This window comes from Glycomyces xiaoerkulensis (assembly GCF_002798405.1).
In the GTDB taxonomy this organism is placed as follows: domain Bacteria; phylum Actinomycetota; class Actinomycetes; order Mycobacteriales; family Micromonosporaceae; genus Glycomyces; species Glycomyces xiaoerkulensis.
Genome location: NZ_PGGV01000032.1, coordinates 101,982 through 120,483, shown reverse-complemented (window position 1 = coordinate 120,483; position 18,502 = coordinate 101,982). Strand labels below are relative to the sequence as shown.

18 protein-coding genes are annotated in these 18,502 nt (G+C 71.5%); 14 read left to right on the top strand and 4 right to left on the bottom strand.

Translation table 11 applies throughout. The features are described from left to right. Positions 1–47: 47 nt before the first annotated feature. Together CUT39_RS13410 and CUT39_RS13405 are read right to left on the bottom strand one after the other, a co-directional pair. The gene (locus CUT39_RS13410) at positions 48–509 is read right to left on the bottom strand and encodes an RrF2 family transcriptional regulator (RefSeq protein ID WP_100447403.1); all 462 of its coding nucleotides are present in this window, start codon (positions 507–509) and stop codon (positions 48–50) included. Between the two features lie 73 nt (positions 510–582). Further along, complete coding sequence (locus CUT39_RS13405; protein WP_100447401.1) at positions 583–1,251, bottom strand: FadR/GntR family transcriptional regulator; 669 nt, start codon at positions 1,249–1,251, stop codon at positions 583–585. 149 nt (positions 1,252–1,400) lie between these two features. On the opposite strand from CUT39_RS13405, the gene CUT39_RS13400 reads away from it, so the two are divergent. The 10 genes from CUT39_RS13400 to CUT39_RS13360 all read left to right on the top strand — a co-directional run bounded on the left by CUT39_RS13400 (position 1,401) and on the right by CUT39_RS13360 (position 12,219). Then, a complete protein-coding gene (locus CUT39_RS13400; protein ID WP_232805749.1) occupies positions 1,401–2,654 on the top strand; it encodes a CynX/NimT family MFS transporter in 1,254 nt (417 codons plus the stop codon). A 39-nt stretch (positions 2,655–2,693) separates the two neighbouring features. Next, the gene (locus CUT39_RS13395) at positions 2,694–4,616 is read left to right on the top strand and encodes an acetoacetate--CoA ligase (protein WP_198587115.1); all 1,923 of its coding nucleotides are present in this window, start codon (positions 2,694–2,696) and stop codon (positions 4,614–4,616) included. Positions 4,617–4,750: 134 nt separating this feature from the next. Continuing rightward, positions 4,751–6,964: a heavy metal translocating P-type ATPase gene (locus CUT39_RS13390; RefSeq protein ID WP_100447399.1), complete on the top strand. Its 2,214-nt coding sequence runs from the start codon at positions 4,751–4,753 to the stop codon at positions 6,962–6,964. A gap of 137 nt (positions 6,965–7,101) precedes the next feature. Next, a complete protein-coding gene (locus CUT39_RS13385; protein WP_100447397.1) occupies positions 7,102–7,752 on the top strand; it encodes a TrmH family RNA methyltransferase in 651 nt (216 codons plus the stop codon). Between the two features lie 328 nt (positions 7,753–8,080). Further along, positions 8,081–8,239 (top strand): hypothetical protein, encoded by a 159-nt coding sequence (locus CUT39_RS20815; RefSeq protein WP_198587123.1) that lies wholly within the window; start codon positions 8,081–8,083, stop codon positions 8,237–8,239. Positions 8,240–8,252: 13 nt separating this feature from the next. Further along, the gene (locus tag CUT39_RS13380) at positions 8,253–9,080 is read left to right on the top strand and encodes a PH domain-containing protein (RefSeq protein WP_100447395.1); all 828 of its coding nucleotides are present in this window, start codon (positions 8,253–8,255) and stop codon (positions 9,078–9,080) included. Between the two features lie 156 nt (positions 9,081–9,236). Continuing rightward, positions 9,237–9,782, top strand: coding sequence for a SigE family RNA polymerase sigma factor (locus CUT39_RS13375; protein ID WP_100447393.1), 546 nt, complete (start codon positions 9,237–9,239; stop codon positions 9,780–9,782). Beyond that, positions 9,779–10,954, top strand: coding sequence for a hypothetical protein (locus CUT39_RS13370; protein WP_100447392.1), 1,176 nt, complete (start codon positions 9,779–9,781; stop codon positions 10,952–10,954). Before CUT39_RS13375 ends, CUT39_RS13370 begins: the two co-directional genes overlap by 4 nt. 53 nt (positions 10,955–11,007) lie before the next feature. Next, positions 11,008–11,622, top strand: coding sequence for a MarC family protein (locus CUT39_RS13365; RefSeq protein ID WP_232805747.1), 615 nt, complete (start codon positions 11,008–11,010; stop codon positions 11,620–11,622). 60 nt (positions 11,623–11,682) lie between these two features. Continuing rightward, on the top strand, positions 11,683–12,219 hold the full coding sequence (locus CUT39_RS13360) for a hypothetical protein (RefSeq protein WP_157930682.1): 537 nt from the start codon (positions 11,683–11,685) through the stop codon (positions 12,217–12,219). Positions 12,220–12,224: 5 nt separating this feature from the next. Here the strand turns inward: CUT39_RS13360 and CUT39_RS20390 are convergent, their stop codons facing one another. Together CUT39_RS20390 and CUT39_RS13355 are read right to left on the bottom strand one after the other, a co-directional pair. Then, positions 12,225–12,452 (bottom strand): hypothetical protein, encoded by a 228-nt coding sequence (locus tag CUT39_RS20390; RefSeq protein WP_157930681.1) that lies wholly within the window; start codon positions 12,450–12,452, stop codon positions 12,225–12,227. Positions 12,453–12,461: 9 nt separating this feature from the next. Further along, positions 12,462–14,000 (bottom strand): DEAD/DEAH box helicase, encoded by a 1,539-nt coding sequence (locus CUT39_RS13355; RefSeq protein WP_232805746.1) that lies wholly within the window; start codon positions 13,998–14,000, stop codon positions 12,462–12,464. A 294-nt stretch (positions 14,001–14,294) separates the two neighbouring features. Here CUT39_RS13355 and CUT39_RS13350 point away from each other — a divergent pair, with 294 nt between their 5' ends. The 4 genes from CUT39_RS13350 (at position 14,295) to CUT39_RS13335 (ending at position 18,225) form a co-directional block, all read left to right on the top strand. Continuing rightward, positions 14,295–14,966, top strand: coding sequence for a ferritin-like fold-containing protein (locus CUT39_RS13350; RefSeq protein WP_100447470.1), 672 nt, complete (start codon positions 14,295–14,297; stop codon positions 14,964–14,966). A 79-nt stretch (positions 14,967–15,045) separates the two neighbouring features. Continuing rightward, entirely contained in the window at positions 15,046–16,290 is a 1,245-nt protein-coding gene (locus CUT39_RS13345) for a peptidoglycan-binding domain-containing protein (protein WP_157930680.1), read from the top strand. Continuing rightward, positions 16,290–17,510 carry an ABC transporter permease gene (locus CUT39_RS13340; RefSeq protein ID WP_100447385.1) on the top strand — a complete coding sequence of 407 codons (1,221 nt, stop codon included), beginning with the start codon at positions 16,290–16,292 and terminating at the stop codon, positions 17,508–17,510. Before CUT39_RS13345 ends, CUT39_RS13340 begins: the two co-directional genes overlap by 1 nt. A 73-nt stretch (positions 17,511–17,583) precedes the next feature. Further along, positions 17,584–18,225 (top strand): ComF family protein, encoded by a 642-nt coding sequence (locus CUT39_RS13335; protein WP_100447383.1) that lies wholly within the window; start codon positions 17,584–17,586, stop codon positions 18,223–18,225. The last annotated feature ends 277 nt before the right edge of the window (positions 18,226–18,502 follow it).

Here is an 18,502-nt window from a genome sequence, read left to right as displayed (position 1 = left end):
TGGCGTGTGCCGCGGCACACGTCGGCGCGAGTGCGCGCAGGGTCCGGTCAGGCGCCGCGGATGGCCCAGGCGTCGGGGTCTTCCAGCAGTTCGGAGACCGCCCGCGGCAGCCGTCCGGTGGCGACGTCGGTCAGGGAGACCGACTCGAGGATGTTGCGCTCGTTCACCCGCAGCGCCACCCAGACGTCGGTGAGCGCCCGGGTCGATCCGGTGTAGGCGACCTGCTCGGGGCGCGAGCCCCGCACCCCCACCAGGGGGCCGTCGACGGCGCGGATGACGTCGGCGAGGCTGATGTGGTCCCCGGCCCTCGCCAACTGGTGCCCGCCTTCGGGGCCGCGTTTGGAGACGGCGATGCCGCCGCGCCGCAACTGGAGCAGGATCGACTCGAGGAACTTGCGGGGGATGTCCTGGTCCTCGGCGATGTGCTCGGCCGACACCCAGCGGTCGCCGTAACCGGCGAGCGCCACGGCCGCCCGCAGGGCGTAGTCGACGCGCGCGGACAAGCGCATTGAGTCTCCTTCCGACGTGGCCTCACCCGCACAGGGGTGCGTAATGACTCTATCCCCGGGCGTCGGCGCCGCGTCAGTCCTCGATCAGCTCGCGCAGGTAGGCGATGGTCTCGGCGGCGGCGAGCTCGGGATCGCCGGCGATGATCGCCTCGACCGCCCGGGTGTGGTCGATGTGCGGGGCCGCCGCGAGGTTCGGGCCCGCTCCGGCGCGCACGGTCTCGCGCAGCGAATCGGCCAGCTCCGAGTACAGATCGATCAGCAGCCGATTGTGGCCGGCCTCGGCCACGGCCTGGTGGAGGGCGATGTCGGCGGCGATGAACGCCTCGGTGTCGCCGGCCTGGTGGGTGGCCTCCCGCTCCGACAGCAGGACGCGCAGGCGGGTGACGTCGGCCTCGTTGCGGCGGCGGGCCGCCAACCGGGCGGCCTCGACCTCGAGCCCGCGGCGGACCTCCATCGCGTCGGAGGCCGGGCTGGCGGCGATGCGGCGCCGCACGGCGGCGGTGACCTCGGAGTGGCCGACGACGAACGTCCCGGCCCCCTGCCGGATCTCCAGCAGGCCGGCGTGGGCGAGGGCGCGGACGCCTTCGCGGATGGTGTTCCGGCCGACCCCGAGCAGTTCGGACAGCTCGCTCTCGGTGGGGATGCGGGAACCGACGGCCCACTCGCCGTCGCTGATCTGCCCGCGCAACTGCTCGATCACCTGATCGACCAGTGCGGACTTCCGTGTCGACTGCAGTGCCACTGACGGTCCCGACCTCTCCGAATGGGGCTGTGTGTCTCCCAACACTAGAAGGATTAAAGCAGACTGCGGCCGGGATATCGTTGACAGGCCGTTAATTCATCCCATGAATTAGGACGGTCCCGGACTCGGAAGGATGAGGAAACGCCCGCGTGACCACCGCCGCCCGACCGCGCCCGACCCGCGCCGCGATCCTGGGCGCCTGGATGCTCGTCGCGGGCGTCATGCTCGCGGCCTTCAACTTCCGCACCGCCGTCACCAGCGTGGGCGCCATGCTCAGCGAGATCCAGGACGGCCTCGGCATGTCCGAGACCGTCGCGGGCCTGCTCACCACCCTGCCCGTGCTGGCCTTCGCTTCGCTCGGCGCGCTCGCGCCGCGGCTCACCCGCCGCTTCGGCGCCCGAGGCGTCATCACCGCCTCGCTGCTGGCGATGAGCCTCGGCCTCATCGCCCGCGCCTACTCCGGGCACGCCGCCCTGTTCCTCCTGTTCAGCCTGCTCGCGCTCGCCGGCGGCGCCATCGGCAACGTCGCCGTCCCGGTCATCGTCAAGCGGTACTTCCCGCACTCGATCGGCCGCATGACCACCGCCTACACGGCCATGCTCGCCATCGGCACCACCATCCCCGCCTTCGCCACCGTCCCGATCGCGCAACTGGCCGGCGACTGGCGCCTGGCCCTGGCCGCCTGGTCCGTCCCGGCGCTCCTGGCGGTCGTGCCCTGGCTGGTCTGGCGCGACGGCGACGGCCGCGCCGCCGCCTCCGAAGGCCCGCGTCTGCGGGGCGTGTGGCGCTCGCCGCTGGCCTGGGCGATGCTCGTCGCCTTCGGCACGCAGTCGTCGATCGCCTACATCGTCATCGGCTGGGTCACCGAGTTCCTGCGCACCCGGGGCATGGACGCCGCCTCGGCCGGCGCGATGCTGGGCGTGTTCACCCTCGTCCAGATCCCGATGTTCATGATCGTCCCGCTGCTGGTGGCCCGCCCGGGCGGCCCGCGCCCGGTGTTCCTGTCGCTGGCGGTCTGCTATCCGATCGGCGTCGGCGGCCTGTGGGTCTTCGGCGGCGACTGGTCCACCTGGATCTGGTCGGCCCTGACGGCCGTCGCCTCGGCGACGTTCCCGCTCCTGCTGACCCTGTTCGGACTGCGCGCCCGCACCGCCGGCGGCACCGCCGCGCTCTCGGGGTTCGCCCAGTCCGGCGGCTACCTGCTGGCCGGGGTCGGGCCGCTCGCGGTCGGCTGGCTGTACGGCCTCACCTCGGCGTGGGCGCTGCCGTTCGGACTCCTGTTCGTCCTCATCGGGGCCCAGATGATCTCCGGGCTCTATCTGACGCGGGATCGTTACATCGAGGATCAATTGCCTCATAGCAGCCCCCGGTCCCAGAGGTCCCCTTGGGCCGTGCCACGATAGTGTTGTGGGCCACACCGGTGCGGAGGTTGGGAGGCGACCGTGACGAACGAGGTGCTGTGGCTGCCGCGACCCGATGCGGTGGAGACGACGAACATCGGGAAGTTCGGCCAATGGCTGTCGCGCCGTGAGGAGCGCGATCTCACCTCATATCCCGCGCTCTGGCAGTACTCGGTGGAGCACCTGCGGCCCTTCTGGGGCTCGGTGTGGGAGTACTTCGGGCTCGGCAAGACCGTGCCCGAGCACCGGGTCCTGGCCGACGAGAACATGCCCGACACCGTCTGGTTCCCCGACGAGTCGTTCAACTACGCCCGCTCGGTGCTCACCGCGCCCGGCGTGGACGGCGACGAGGTGCTGGTGAGCGGCTACTCCGACACCCGGGCCCCGGTCGAGTGGACCGCCGACGACCTGCGCGAGGCCGTCGCCCGCGCGCGGGCCGGGCTCCTGAGCCACGACGTGGGGCTCGGCGACCGGGTGGCCGCCTGGATGCCCAACATCCCCGAGACGCTCGCGCTCATGCTCGCCTCGGCGAGCCTCGGCGCGGTCTTCTCCTCCTGCGCCCCCGAGTTCGGCACCCGCGCGGTGATCGACCGGTTCTCCCAGATCGAGCCGAAGATCCTGGTCGCCGTCGACGGCTACCGCTACGGCAACAAGGAGATCGACCGGACCAAGGAAGTCCGCGAGGTCGCGGCCGCCCTGCCGGGGCTGCGCCGCGTGGTCACCCTCCAGTACCTCGGTGCCTCCGACCCCGAAGGCGAGACCTGGGACCGGTTCTGCGCCTACGACGACGGCGTCGAGTTCGAACCGGTGACCTTCGACCACCCGCTCTACGTCCTGTACTCCTCGGGCACCACCGGGCTGCCGAAGGCGATCGTGCACGGCCACGGCGGCATGGCCGTCGAGCACGCCAAGATGCACTCCCTGCACCACGACCTCGGGCCGGGGGACCGGTTCTTCTGGTACTCGACCACCGGCTGGATGATGTGGAACTACCTGGTGTCGGCCCCGATCGTGGGCGCGGGGGTGGTGCTGTTCGACGGCGCGCCCGACCCGGTGGGCATGTGGCGCCTGGCCGAGGAATCCGCCACGACCTACTTCGGCACCTCGGCGCCGTTCCTGATGGCCTGCCGCAGCCGCGGGATCGAGCCGGACCGCGAGGCCGACCTGTCGCGGCTGCGCGGCGTCGGCTCCACCGGCGCGCCGCTGCCGCCGGCGGGGTTCGACTACGTGTACGAGCACGTCGCTCCGAGCGCACAGCTCCAGTCCCTGTCGGGCGGCACCGACGTGTGCACCGGCTTCCTCGGCGGCGCCCCGACCGTCCCGGTATGGCGCGGCGAGCTCTCCTGCCGCTGCCTGGGCGCGAACGTGCAGGCGTTCGACACCGACGGGCACGCCGTGACCGGCCGCGAAGGGGAGCTGGTGGTCGTCTCGCCGATGCCGTCGATGCCGGTGGGGCTGTGGGGCGACCCGCTGCGCCAGCGCTACCGCGACACCTACCTGATGGACTTCCCGGGGATCTGGCGCCACGGCGACTGGATCACCATCACCGACCGCGGCTCGGCGGTCATCTCCGGCCGCAGCGACGCCACGCTCAACCGCGGCGGCGTCCGCATGGGGACCGCGGAGTTCTACTCGGTGGTCGAGTCGATCGCGGGTGTGGCCGACTCGCTCGTGGTCCACCTGGACGACGATGACGAGGACCGGCTGATGCTGTTCGTCGCCTGCAACGAGGACGTGAGCCTGGACGATGCGATGCGCCGCCGGATCCTGCTGACGCTCCGCGAGCAGCTCTCGCCGCGCCACGTCCCGGACTCGGTGCAGGAGGTCCCGGCCGTGCCCCGGACGCTGAGCGGCAAGAAGGTGGAGATCCCGGTCAAGAAGATCCTCAAGGGCGTCAAGCCCGAGGAGGCGATCTCGAAGGACGCCCTGGCCAACCCCGAAGCCCTCCGCGCGTTCCTGCGCTGACCGCGCCCCGGCGTTCACCGTGGGGGCCGCCCACCGCCCGCGGGCTCCGCACTGCTGCCGGTGGTGCCCGATGCCCGCGGCCGGCGGCGGCCGCGTGGTTGCCGTTCATACCCCTCGGGGGTATCATTTCCCGCATGGCCAACATCATCGATCTCGATATCTCCGGGATGACGTGCTCCTCGTGCGCCGCCCGCATCGAGAAGAAACTGAACCGCGTCGAAGGGGCCGACGCGACGGTCAACTTCGCCACCGAACGCGCCCGCGTCGCCGTCGACGGCGAGGTCTCCACCGACGACCTCGTGGCCGTGGTCGAGCGCACCGGTTACGGCGCCGCCCCGATCCGGCCCGAGCGGCCCGAGACGGCCGAGCAACCCGAACCCGAGGACGCCGAGCTCAGCGGCCTCCGCCGGCGCACCATCGGCTCGCTCGCCCTGGCCGCCCCCGTCATCGCGCTCGCGATGGTCCCGGCCCTCCAGTTCGAGTACTGGCAGTGGCTCTCGCTCACCCTCGCCGCACCCGTCGTGGCCTGGGGCGGCTGGCCGTTCCACCGCGTCGCCGCGATCAACCTCCGCCACGGCGCCGCCAACATGGACACGCTGGTCTCCATGGGCACCCTCGCGGCCTTCCTGTGGTCGGTGTGGGCCCTGTTCCTCGGCGACGCCGGCACGCCCGGCCTGACCCATCCGTTCTCCCTCACCGCCGAACGCGGCGAGGCCGCCGCCAACATCTACCTCGAGGCCGCCGCCGGCGTCACCGCCTTCGTGCTGCTCGGCCGATACCTCGAACACCGCTCCAAGCGCCAGGCCGGCAACGCCCTGCGCGCCCTGATGGAAATGGGCGCCAAGGACGTCGCCGTCCTCCGCGACGGCCGCGAAGTCCGCGTCCCCGTGTCCGACCTCGCCGTCGGCGACCGGTTCGTCGTCCGCCCCGGCGAGAAGATCGCCACCGACGGCACCGTCGCCGACGGCGCCTCCGCGGTCGACGAGTCGATGCTCACCGGCGAGTCGGTGCCGATCGAGGTCGCCGAGGGCGACACCGTCACCGGCGCCACCGTCAACGCCTCCGGGCGCCTGGTCGTGCGCGCCACCCGCGTCGGCGGCGACACCCAGCTTTCCCAGATGGCCCGCATGGTCGAGGACGCCCAGGCCTCCAAGGCCGCCGTCCAGCGACTGGCCGACCGCATCTCCGCGGTCTTCGTCCCCATCGTCGTCCTCATCGCCGCCGGCGCGCTCGCGGCGTGGGCCGCCGCGGGGGACCTCGGGCCGGCCGTCACCGCCGCAGTCGCGGTCCTGGTCATCGCCTGCCCGTGCGCCCTCGGCCTGGCCACGCCCATGGCCCTGATGATCGGCACCTCCCGCGCCGCCAAGGAGGGGATCCTCATCGCGGGCCCCGAGATCCTCGAATCGACCCGGAGGATCGACACGGTCGTCCTGGACAAGACCGGGACCGTCACCAGCGGCGAGATGAGCGTCGTCGACCACTCCGGCGACGAGACCCTGCGCTACGCCGGAGCGGTCGAGGACGCCTCCGAGCACCCGATCGCCCGCGCCATCGCCGCGGCCGCCCGCGCCCGGTTCGGCGACCTCCCCGACGTGGCCGACTTCGCCGGACGCCCCGGCGTCGGCGTCACCGGCCGGGTCGAGGGCAGAACCGTCACCGTCGGCCGACCGGCCGGCGGCAACGGCGGCCGCGACACCGCCACCGTCGTGGAGGTCGCCGTCGACGGCGAACCGATCGGCACCGTCGCCGTCGCCGACACCGTCAAGCCCGGCAGCGCCCGCGCCGTCGCCGAACTGCGCCGGCTCGGCCTGACCCCGGTCCTGCTGACCGGCGACGCGGCACCGGTGGCCGAGTCGGTCGCCGCCGAGGTCGGCATCGAGCAGGTCATCGCCGAGGTCATGCCCGAGGACAAGCTCGACCACATCGCCCGCCTCCAGGCCGACGGCAAGGTCGTGGCGATGGTCGGCGACGGCGTCAACGACGCTGCCGCGCTGGCCGCCGCCGACCTGGGGATCGCCATGGGCACCGGCACCGACGTGGCGATCGCCGCCGGCGACATGACCCTGGTGCGCGGCGACCTGCTGGTCGCGGTCGACGCGATCCGGTTGGCCCGGCGCACCTTGCGAACCATCCGCCAGAACCTCGGCTGGGCGTTCGGATACAACGTCGCCGCGATCCCGCTGGCGTCCCTCGGACTGCTCAACCCGATGATCGCGGGCCTGGCGATGGCCTTCTCGAGCGTCTCGGTGGTCGCCAACTCCCAGCGCCTGCGTTCGTTCAAGGCCGAGGCCGCGACGGCTGGGGTGCCTGTTAAGGGAGTGCACAGTGGTGGGTCAGGTGCCAAGTAGAATCGGATCTCTTTACGGTGCAAGGGGATTCAATTAGGTGTGTGCCTGGTCGCACGCAACCGGTAGTTAGTATGTTTCGTGTCGCCCCGGTCGGTTTCCCCCGTAGCCGCCGGGGCGGCGCGATCCGGCGTGGTCCAATGGTGCGCGTGAGAGATGAGGACAGCGGCCCGGACGAGGTCGGCGTCGGCCCGTGGGAGAGGCCCTGGCCCGACGACCCCCGCTACGACCCCGAGCTGCTCGAGCACGGCGACCGCCGCAACGTCGTCGATCCCTACCGCTACTGGCGCCGCGAGGCCATCGTGGCCGACCTCGACGAGCGCCGCCACGACTTCCACGTCGCGATCGAGAACTGGCGGCACGACTTCAACATCGGCACCGTGGTGCGCAACGCCAACGCCTTCGGGGCGAAGGCCGTCCACATCATCGGCAAGCGCCGCTGGAACCGCCGCGGCGCGATGGTCACCGACCGGTACCAGCACGTGGCCCATCACTCGACGGTGGAGGCGTTCCTCGCCTGGGCGAAGGCCGAGGAGCTGGCCGTGGTCGGCATCGACAACCTCCCCGGATCGGTGCCGATCGAGACCGCACCGCTGCCGCGGAAGGCGGTCCTCGTCTTCGGCCAGGAGGGCCCCGGCCTGTCGGGGCCGGTCCGCGAGGTGTGCCGGACGGTCTGCTCGATCTCCCAATTCGGATCGACGCGCTCGATCAACGCGGGCGTGGCCAGCGGGATCGCCATGCACGCGTGGATCCGGGAGCACGTGTTCGGACAGCGTCCGCTCGGGGGATAGCGCTTCGCCGCCCGCTGGGGCACACTGGAGTGGACCCCCGGTGTCGGATACCTGACGCTTTCCTAGGGCCCGGCGGCCTTTGTGGCTACATTGTGCCAATGGAAGGCTACTTAAGGTAGGCTGCGTCGTGGAACAGCGGATATGTTGCTCCGCAGGCGGACAGCGAAGTCGCACGCCAGTGGGGCGGAGGCGCTAGGCTTTGCGGGTGGTCGGCAGGCACCGGGCCGCCCGAGGCAAAGTCGTAGGTCCTGTCATATTCGTACGATAAACTGAACCGAGCCTGTGCGGGACGAATGTTTGGCCAGGTCCCTTTGATGGGAGGGTGAGGATGTTGAAGAAGATTCTAACCTGGGGCGGACTGGCGTTCCTGGTGTTCTTTATCGCCTTCAGGCCGACCGAGGCGGGCGGCGTCGTCAACACGATCGCCGGCGCCATCGGCGACGTCGGCGAGGGCTTCGCCACGTTCCTCACCAACCTGGTGACCTGAGGACGCCCGAGCGATGACCGACACCGGTGCGGGCGGCTCGGGAGACAAGAAGGACACCGAGCCGCTGGAGCCACCCGCCCCCCGCGAGCCCGCCGAGAACCCCGTACCCCAAGACGACGACGCCACGCGCGAGTTCGAGACCGGAGCCACGGTCGGGGGCGCCCCGGCCGCGGCCGCCGCCGACATCGACGGCGTCCGCTTCGACGACAGTCCCCCCGGCGGCCTCTTCGCCTCCTTCGGTCGCGCCCCGACCGTCCCCGACGTCCCGTCGCCGATCTCGGCCCGCTACCTCTTCCCCACCGAGAAGTACCGCGGCGAGTGGCGCCGCCACTGGATCCACCTGATGCCCTGGTACATCATCGGGACCCTCGCGACCTTCATCATGGGCTTCGCCTCCGGATTGCTCATGAAGTGGGAGGACACCTCGCGCGACACGGCCCTCACCGTCACCGTCATCGTGTGGCTGGCGATCCTCGGCTACGTCGGCTGGAAGATCCTCGACTGGTACATGGACCGCTTCATCCTCACCAACAAGCGGATCATGCTGATCCAGGGCGTCATCACCCGCTCGGTCGCGATGATGCCGCTCGGCCGCGTCACCGACATGAAGTACGCCCAGACCCCGATGGGCCGGATGCTCAACTACGGCGAGTTCATCATCGAATCCGCAGGTCAGGACCAGGCGCTCCGCAACGTCCCGCACCTGCCGAACCCCAACGAGCTGTACCTGCAGATGTGCGAGGAGATGTACGAGCCCGAGGCGGTCGACGCCCGCGAGAGCGACGAGGAAGAGGAGCTGCTCGACGAGGAGGAGCGGAAGGAATCCGGCGCCGACGCGTGAACCCGCCGGACCCCGCGGTTGGCGCTTCCTGCGTATACTGCGCGACATGGCACCCTCGGTTGCCCCGAGCACTACCGGTTTGGCAGAATTCCCAGCCGCGAAGCAACCTTCCGCCGGGGGTATGACGTCTGTCGTTCGGACCCCTTAGGGAGACGCGTGAGCGAGACCAAATCGTCCCAGGACGAGGAGTTCCGCGAGTACGTAGCGGCGCGCTCGGCTTCGCTGCACCGCGCCGCGTATCTCCTTACGGGGAACTGGGCGACAGCGGAGGACTTGGTGCAGACGACCTTGACGAAGACCTACCTGGCGTGGGGCAGGATACGGACCACCGATTCGGTGGACGCCTACGCCCGGCGGGTCCTTTACAACACCAACGCCTCCTGGTGGCGCAAGCGCTCCAACCGGGAGAAGCCCTCCGAGATCGTCGACGACCGCCCCGACGCCTCCCGCGACTTCGCCGAGCGCACCGCCGTGCGCGACGCCATGTGGCGCCACGTCGCGGCCCTCCCCAAGCGCCAGCGGGCCGTCCTGGTCCTGCGGTACTACGAGAACCGCACCGACGCCCAGATCGCCGAGATCCTCGGCATCTCCACCGGCACCGTCAAGAGCCAGGCATCGAGGGCCCTGGCCGGGCTGCGGAAGCGCCTGGGCAGCCCGGCCACCGCCCTCGGCCTTTCCGCGCGGTCGGAGGAGGCGGCGTGAACGATGACTTCGAGGACCTACTGCGCGCCGAGTTCGCCTCCCGCGCCGGGACCCCCTTCGTGCCGGACGACCGCATGGCCGACGCCGCCATCTCCGGCGCGCGGCGCATCCGCCGCTGGCGCCGCGTCGCCGCGGGCGCGGGCGGTCTCGGCCTGCTCGTCCTGGGCGCGGCCGTCGTGATGTGGAATCCGCTGACCGACGTCCTCGATCGCGACCCGACGATCCCGCCGACCAGCGCCGACGAAGTCCAGCGGGACCTCGACGTCGAGTTCGTGGCCGAACGCGGCGGCGAGTACGGGGTGCTCACCGCCGAAGACGACTTCGTGCCGCTGCCGGTGGAGACCGACCCGCTGTCGGTCTTCCGCGTCCAGGACGCCTACCTCATCGACGAGCCCTCCGCGGTCACGGTGATGCCGCCCGGCGGCGGCGAAGGGTCCACCTTCCAGGACGTGCCCGAGGACCACCACCTGGGCGTCAACTCCCAGGCCACCTCGTTCACGATCGCCACCTACAGCGACGACGTGGAGCGCCAGAGCTACCGGATCCACCCGACCGACCTGCCCGAGGAGCCCGAGCCGATCACGTTCGAACTGTCCTACGAGGTCACCCTCCAGGACTGGAGCGACGACGTCGTCGTCGTATCGGCCGACCTGTTCGGCACCACCGGCGGCGAAGGCGGCCAATACTACTTCGAGGACCAGTTCGACTGGGGTCTGGACTCGATCGGCACGGCCGGATACGAGTCCGCGGTCGTCCTCGACTGGAACGACCCGTCGTACATGTGCGTCTCCGACCTCGAACCGGGCTTCGGCGCCTCCGAATCCGAGGAATGCGGCGACTTCGGCGACCAGGAGATGCGCTCGCACCTCCGATCGGCCTCCGGCGGCGCGCCCGTCACCGACCTGGTGGAGCGGGCCTCGGCCGACATGCCGCAACTGCCCGATCCCCCCGAGGGCGGGGAACTCCTCCAGGAGACCGAACCCGACGCCGAGCGGGACGGCTTCTACGACAAGGAGAACGTCCTCGTCGATCCGGGCGACCGCTGGGCGATGAGCTTCGACACCGGTGACGAGACCTGGGCCATGATCGAATTCGCCGAGGACGGTTCGGTCACCCGGTCCAGCCTCACCCCGCCCGAGGGCGCACTGCGGCCGGTGCAGAGCTACATCTAACAGCCGTACGCGAGCGTCGCGCCGCCGCATCCCGGCCCTGACATACTCGCGGCGTGGGGGAACTGGAGTACATCATCACCGTCGTGGTGACGCTGTTCGTCATCATGGACCCGCCCGGGATCGTGCCGATCTACCTGGCCCTGACCGGGACGATGGACCGCCGCGAACGCGGGCGCGCCGCCGTCCAGGCCACGGCCCTGTCTCTCGGCGTCATCACGCTGTTCGCGCTGCTGGGCCAGCAGATCATCAACTACCTCGGCATCGACCTGGCGGCCCTGCAGGGCGCCGGCGGCCTGCTGCTGCTCCTGGTCAGCCTCCAGTTGCTGACCGGCGAGGCCGACGAGTCGCACCACCACAGCACCTCCAACATCGCGCTGGTCCCGCTCGGGACGCCGCTGCTGGCCGGCCCGGGTGCGATCGTGGCGGTCATCCTGTTCGTGCAGCAGGCGACCAGCACTGTGGACTACCTCTGGGTGGCGCTGGCGATCGTGTTCATCCACGTGGTGATCTATCTGGTGATGCGCTTCTCCGGCGTGCTGGTGAAGGTCCTGCGGCGCGGCGGCATCGAGGTCCTCACGCGCATCTCCGGCGTGCTGCTGGCCGCGATCGCGGTACAGCTCATCGCCGATGCGGTGATGGGCTACGTCGAGGTGTTCCAGAACGCCTGAGCCGGACACCGGCGCCGTTCTCCATGAGGTTCAATTGGACCTATGAGTACGATCCTTGACTTGCCCATACACCCGCTCGCGGTGCACGCTCCCGTCATCCTCGTCCCGCTGCTGGTGCTGTTCGGACTGATCTACCTGTTCGTGCCGCCCCTGCGCCGACGCATCGGATGGGTCGTCGCCGCCCTGACCTTCATCGCCCCGGCCGTCGTGTACGGCGCCATCTGGAGCGGCGAGCAGCTCGCCGACTTCAGCTACGGCGCGGGCAACTGGCCCGCGAACGTATCCGAGCACCACGACTACGGCTGGCGCCTGCTGTGGATCCTCGTCGGGCTCATCCCGGTCTGGTGGCTGTTCGCCGCGCTCGAACGCGGCCGCCGCACGGCAGCGGCCCGCAACGGCGAGCCGGCGCCCGCCGACGAGGAGGAGGGCGAGGCCGCCCCGCCACCGGGCGAGGACCCGGCCGCCTCCGGCCGCCGGATCTTCATGCTGGTCCTGGGCCTGATCGTCTTCGCCCTGCTCGGCCTGGCGGCCTGGATGGTCGTCATGTCGGGCGACACCGGCTCGACCATGGTCTGGGAGCCGAAGGTCGACCTCTAGGCCGGTCAGAGGCGCACGATGCCGATGACGACCACGATGAACATGAGCATCACCGCCACCAGCGCCGCCCAGTGCGTCACCAGCTTGGCGCGCTGCTCGGCAGCGTCGATGGCCGCGTGGTCCTGCTTCGGCATCCGCCGGGGCGCATCGGGGACCGCCACCGTCTCGACCCGCCACCCCGGAGGCGGCGGGACGTTCGCAGGCGGTCCCTCGTAGGTCCCTTCACCGCTCATGAGCGGCGCCTACTGCTCACCCGGCCGGTCGCCGGAACCGCCGGAGCGGCGGCGACGGCGGCGCCGCCGAGGGGGCGCACCGTCGGAACCGGACCCGCTCCCCGTCTCCGGGGCGCGCTGGGCCTGAGCCTGGCGCGGCTGCGCGGGCTTCCCTCCGCGACTGCGGCGCCGCCGGCGGTTCCCTCCGCCGCCCTGGCCGCCGCCCTCGGGGCGGCGCTGACCGCCGCGACCGCGTCCGCGTCCGCGCGGCTTGCCGCCACCGCCCTCGACGTTCTCCTCGCGCTCGGCGCCCAGGCCGTCGCGCTTGCGCTCCTCGCTCGGCAGCGCCGGCGGGGCGCCCTCGGGGATGTCGAGGTCGGTGTACAGGTGCTCGGAGGTGTGGTAGGTCTCCACCGGGTCGCCCAGGTCCAGGTTGTTGGCCTTGACGATGATCTTCCAGCGGGCCACGTCCTCCCAGGTCAGGAAGGTGACCGCGATGCCGTCGGCGCCAGCGCGGCCGGTGCGTCCGATCCGGTGGATGTAGCTCTCGGCGTCCTCGGGCGAGTCGTAGTTGATCACGTGCGTGATCGCCGGGACGTCGAGGCCGCGAGCGGCCACGTCGGTGGCCACCAGCACGTCGATCTTGCCCGAGCGGAAGGCCCGCAGCGCCCGCTCGCGGGCGTTCTGCCCCAGGTCGCCGTGGACCGAACCGACCGCGAATCCGCGGAAGTCGAGCTCGTCGGAGAGCTTCTGCGCGGCCCGCTTGGTGCGGCAGAACATGATCGTCAGGCCCCGGCCCCGCGCCTGCAGGATCCGGGCGGCCACTTCGACCTTGTTGAGCGCGTGGGTCATGTACACCAGTTGACGCGTCTTCGAGGCCGCTTCCTGGTCGGGCCCGGTCACGTCGGCGGTCACCGTGACCGGCCGGTTCATGTGCCGGCGGCACAGGGACATGATCGTGTCGGGCATGGTCGCGCTGAACAGCATCGTCTGGCGCTGCTCGGGCAGCAGCCCCAGGATGCGCTCGACGTCCTCGGAGAAGCCGAGGTCGAGCATGCGGTCGGCCTCGTCGAGGACGCAGTGGGCCACCGCGTCCAGCTTCAGGTGCTTGGACTTGTACAGGTCGAGCAGCCGCCCCGGGGTGCCGACGATGATGTCGACGCCGCGGCGCAGCGACTCGATCTGGGGCTCGTAGGCGCGGCCGCCGTAGATCGGCAGGACCCGGATCGACCGGGTCTTGCCGGCGTCCTCGAGGTCCCTCGCGACCTGGAGGCCCAGCTCGCGGGTGGGCACGAGGATGAGCGCCTGCGGACGACCGTCGGAGCCTTCCTCGGAGGACCGGATGCGGTCGATGATGGGCAGGCCGAATCCGAATGTCTTTCCAGTACCGGTGGGGGCCTGGCCGATGATGTCGGAGCCGCGCAGGGCAATGGGGATCGCGTAGTCCTGGATGGCGAAAGCCCGCTCGATTCCGAGCGCGCCCAGCGCTTCCACGGTCTCTTCGCGCACGCCTAGATCGGCGAAGGTCGGCCCGCTCTGCCGGGGCCCGTCCTTGTTCACTTCGTTCACTCTGTTCACCTCGTGGCGGAGAACTTTGAGAGGTCCGGGAACTCAGCGCCACATTCTGTCTCGTCTACACAGCGGCGACGACCCCCCGGACATCGGTGTGTCGCCGCTTAACAATCGCGCTGCGACGCGCAGGCGTCGTAGCCGCTTCGAGGACTGCGTTGTTCAGGGATTTTGCCACTTAAGGGCCGCAGCCTCAACCACCATCGTACGCGGTCGCGAGCGGAACGTCTCGTTGCGCCGCTCGCGCGCCCTCGGAAGCGAGTGCCCCTCCAGGCCCGGTGGTAACCTGCCGTGGTGTCCGAACCAACCGACCAGTCCGGCCCCGGCCAGTGGCGCCCCAGCCGCGAGGCCGTCATCGATCTCCTTGGGCTGCTTGCCCTCGGCGAACTGCTCGCGTTCGAACGAATGGCCGTCGACGCCCGCCTGGCCCCCGACCTGGGCCGCCGCGCCCACCTGTCCGAAGCGGCCGTAGGTGAGATCCGCAACTTCCGGCTCCTGGCCGACCGCCTGACCGAACTCGGCGTCGAACCGGCCGACGCCATGGACCCCTTCCGCGAGGCATTCCGCGCCTTCGACGCCAAGACCGCCCCCCGCGACTGGTTCGAAGCCCTCGTCAAGGTCTACGTCGGCGACGCGGTCGCCGACGACTTCTTCCGCGCCGTCGCCGCCAGGCTCGACGACGCCGACCGGCGCCTGATCGACCAGGTCCTCGCCGAAGGCACCGCGGCCGAGTTCGCCGCCGGAGAGATCCGGGCCGCGGTCGAAGACGACCCCACCGCCTCCGGCCGGCTCTCGCTGTGGGCCCGGCGCCTGGTCGGAGAGGGCATCAACCGCGCCCAAGCCGTCGCCTCCACCCACGAGAGCCTCGCCGATCTCATCGGCGGCGACGACTCCTTCGAATCGGTGCTCCGCGTCCTCACCCGAGCCCACCAGGAACGCATGCGGTCGGTCGGCCTCAACAACTGAGCCGTTACCGAATCGAGATTCACGCACCGCAACTCCGCCTGCGGCGGTACGCGTCATGGGAGCGGAGGTGGAGCTTGGAATGCGGCTTTCGAGTAGCCATGTGGTGAGCGGGGTGCTGGCGGTGGCGCTGTTGGGTGCCACTGGGGCGGCTTGGTACTTCGCGGCGCAGGCCCGCACCCCGGCGCAGCGGGCCGAGGCGACCGCTGAACCGGCCGACAGCGTCGTCACCGTTCCGGTCGAGCAGGGGCGGCTGGTCGACACGGTGTCGTTGAGCGCCGAGCTCGACCGGACCGGGGGCTTCGCCGTCGGCGCCCCGTCGGCCCCTGCGGGGGCGGAGGTCGCGCTGGCCTCGGGGGTCCCGCTGGAGGCCGGTGACGAGGTGGGCGCCGGGACGGTGCTGCTGGAGGTGTCGGGGCGGCCGATGATCGCGCTGCCGGGGGACGTGCCGGCCTACCGCGATCTGGCCGAGGGCGATTCGGGTCCGGATGTGGAGCAGTTGCAGCGGGCCCTGTCCTGGTTCTACGGGACCCCGGTGACCGGGGAGTTCGGTGCGCGGACCGCCGACGACGTCGAGCGGCTCTACGAGAACCTCGGCTATGAGGCGGACACGGTCGCCGCGGCGGTCGAGCCCGACCCGGCCGAGGGCGAGGTGCCGCCCGAGGGCGGCGGGGCGCGGACCGGCACCGTCGAGCGGGTGCGGTTGCCGGCCTCGGAGGCGGTGTTCCTGCCCGAGCTGCCGATGCAGGTCGGCGAGGTCGGGGCCGAGCAGTCGGCGCCGGTGGAGGGCACGGTGATGACCCTGGTCTCCGGCGACTGGAAGCTGGAGGCCGAGCTGTCGGAGGCCGAGGCCGCCGAGCTGGCGAAGTTCGGCGAGGACGCCGAGCTCGAGTACGGCTCCGGTCCCTTCGACGGGCTGGAGGCGGCCGCGCCCGAGCTGGAGCGGCGGGAGGTCGAGCCCGAACAGGCCGACCCGTGGGCCGCCGAGTCGGCCGAGCCGGTCGAGCGGACGGTCGCGGTGTTCGAGCTGTCCGAGTCCGACCTCGACGATGCCGGCGAGCTGGTGCCGGGCACCGAGCAGGAGGTGGTGCTGGTGCGGGCCCGCAGCGAGGAGGGGGCGCTGATCGTGCCGCTGTCGGCGCTGTGGACCGACGCGGCCGGGGCGACGCTGGTGACCGTCCAGGCAGGCGAGGGCGAGGCCGAGCGGCACGTGGAGGTGGAGGTGACCGTGCGGCACGAGGGCCGCGGGGCCGTCGAGCCGGTCGGAGGCGAGCTCGAAGGCGGCGACCGGGTCGTGGTGGCCTGGCGGGATCGGGACGGCCGCTGATGGCGCGCCGGCGGGCCCGTAGGGCCGGGTCCGGCCGCCGCTTCGGGGCCGTGGGCCTCGGGATCGCCCACGAGGCCCTGGCCAGTCTCCGCGGCCGGTCGGTGCGGACCTGGATGACCGCGATCGGGATCGCGTTGGGCATCGCGGCCACCGTCGCCACGGTGGGGCTGTCCTCGACCTCGGCGGCGGCGATCGCCGAGCGGTTCGACGCGACCGAGGCCACCGAGGTGACCGTGTCGTTCTCGAACTCGATGCGCGATGCCGGACACGCGCCGAGCCTGGAGTCGGCCCGGCGGGTGCGGGGCATCGCCGGGGTGGTCGAGGCGGGCGTCCTGTGCGCCTCCGGCGAGGACGTGCCGGCCTCGCGGACGGCCGAGGGCTACTACACCCGCGGCTTCCCGGTGTTCGGCGCCGAACCGGGCGCGATGGCCGCCTACGGGTTCGACTTCACCGCGGGAGGCCCGTTCGATTCCGGGCACGTCGAGCGCGGCGACCGGGTCGCGGTCATCGACACCTCGGCGGCCCGCGACCTGGGCTACGGCTCCCTCGAAGGCGCCCCGATGGTCTACCTCGACGGGGTCGGGCACGCCCTGATCGGCGTGTTCGAGGCGCCCGAAGGGGAGGCGAAGCTGACCAACGCGATCGTCGTCCCGCCGGGCCCGTGCACCGGCGCCGACGAGGACTACTCGCCCGCGGAGGTGTACATCCGCACCGACCTGGGCGCGGCCGACAAGGTCGCCGCCACCGCACCGGTGGCCGTCTTCCCCGAGGGGCCGGGCAGCCTCTCGGTGTCCAAACCCGGCGACCTGCGGAGCTTCCGCAAGGGCGTGGAGAACGAGATGCAGGCGCTCCTGCTGGGCCTGGCCGCGGTCTCGCTGGTGATCGGGGCGGTCTCGGTGTCCAACACCGCCCTGGTCAGCGTCATGGAGCGCCGCAGCGAGATCGGCCTGCGCCGCGCGGTCGGGGCCGCGCGGCGGGCGGTGGCGATGCAGTTCGTGTGGGAGTCGACCCTCATCGGCCTGATCGGCGGGCTGGTCGGGACCGTGCTGGGGGTGAACGTGGTCGCGCTCGTCTCGCTCGCCCGGGACTGGCAGGTGGTGTTCGAACCGGTCCTGTTCGCCGCCGGACCGGCCGTCGGCGGGGCCGTCGGCGTCGTCGCCGGGGTCTACCCCGCCTGGCGCGCCTCCCGCATCCCGCCCGCCATCACCCTCAGAACCTGAGGGCCGCCCCTGGACCGGGCCCGGTCATTCGCCTGCCAGTGACCGGGCCCCCACCTCCCTCGTTACGCCGGACGTGACGATCGCCGAGGCCCTCCGGGAACTGTTCCTGCCCGCCGCCTGCGCGGCCTGCCGACGGGAGCCGTCCGCCGCCGGGGGACTGTGCGCCCCCTGCGGCGACGCGCTCCCCGCCGGCCCGCCCCGACTCGCCATCCCGCGCGAGCGCGAGGCACCGCCGGTGGTCGTGGCCGGCGCCTACGACGGTGTCCTGGCCGAGGCGATCAACGAATACAAGGAGCGCCGCCGCCGCGAGCTCGCCCCCACCCTGTCCGGCCTCCTCCGGCGCCCGCTCGCGCTCACCGCCGAGGAGGCGCCCGGAGCCGTGCTCGTACCGATCCCGCCCACCCGCGCCGCCCGGCGCGAACGCGGCTTCGACCACGTCGCCGCCCTGTGCCGCCCGGCGGGGGAGGTGCGACGCTGCCTCACCGCCGGTCCCCGGCCCGACTCGGTCGGCCTGACCCCCGCGCAGCGGCGCAGTGCGGCCCGGCGGAGCCTCGAGGCCGTCCCCGGCAGGGCCGCCGCGCTGGCCGCCTCCGGGCGGCCGGCGGTCCTGGTCGACGACGTCGTCACCACCGGCGCCACGCTCGCGGCCGCGGCCGCGGTCCTGCGACGGGCCGGCGTCGCGGTGCCACTGGCGGTAGCGCTGGCGGCACGATGAGTGAGGCGACGGTATTGCTCACGGTTTGGACGCACTTGCGAAAAGTTGCCGTCACTCTGGTGAAATGCGCGCGCGCACGCCCCCCGGCGTTGGAGAATTCCAATATCAAGGGGGTCGACTTTCGGTGATCCAAGGGATAGTCTCAAAATCTCAGATCGGTAACGAGACGGCCGGGAACAGGTGGCTTACCGCTGTACCGGAAGTGAATTCTCCCTGCCGGAGAGCTACCCGGACCGCCTGTCGTCCCCCGTCGAGAGGAGGTTTCTTCCTTCCGCCG

Bases quoted from the DNA above. Each gene is read 5' to 3' on its own strand.
- CUT39_RS13410 (WP_100447403.1), bottom strand. From the start codon at position 509: ATGCGCTTGTCCGCGCGCGTCGACTACGCCCTGCGGGCGGCCGTGGCG.
- CUT39_RS13390 (WP_100447399.1), top strand. From the start codon at position 4,751: ATGGCCAACATCATCGATCTCGATATCTCCGGGATGACGTGCTCCTCG.
- CUT39_RS13385 (WP_100447397.1), top strand. From the start codon at position 7,102: ATGGTGCGCGTGAGAGATGAGGACAGCGGCCCGGACGAGGTCGGCGTC.
- CUT39_RS20815 (WP_198587123.1), top strand. From the start codon at position 8,081: ATGTTGAAGAAGATTCTAACCTGGGGCGGACTGGCGTTCCTGGTGTTC.
- CUT39_RS13380 (WP_100447395.1), top strand. From the start codon at position 8,253: ATGACCGACACCGGTGCGGGCGGCTCGGGAGACAAGAAGGACACCGAG.
- CUT39_RS20390 (WP_157930681.1), bottom strand. From the start codon at position 12,452: ATGAGCGGTGAAGGGACCTACGAGGGACCGCCTGCGAACGTCCCGCCG.
- CUT39_RS13345 (WP_157930680.1), top strand. From the start codon at position 15,046: ATGCGGCTTTCGAGTAGCCATGTGGTGAGCGGGGTGCTGGCGGTGGCG.
- CUT39_RS13340 (WP_100447385.1), top strand. From the start codon at position 16,290: ATGGCGCGCCGGCGGGCCCGTAGGGCCGGGTCCGGCCGCCGCTTCGGG.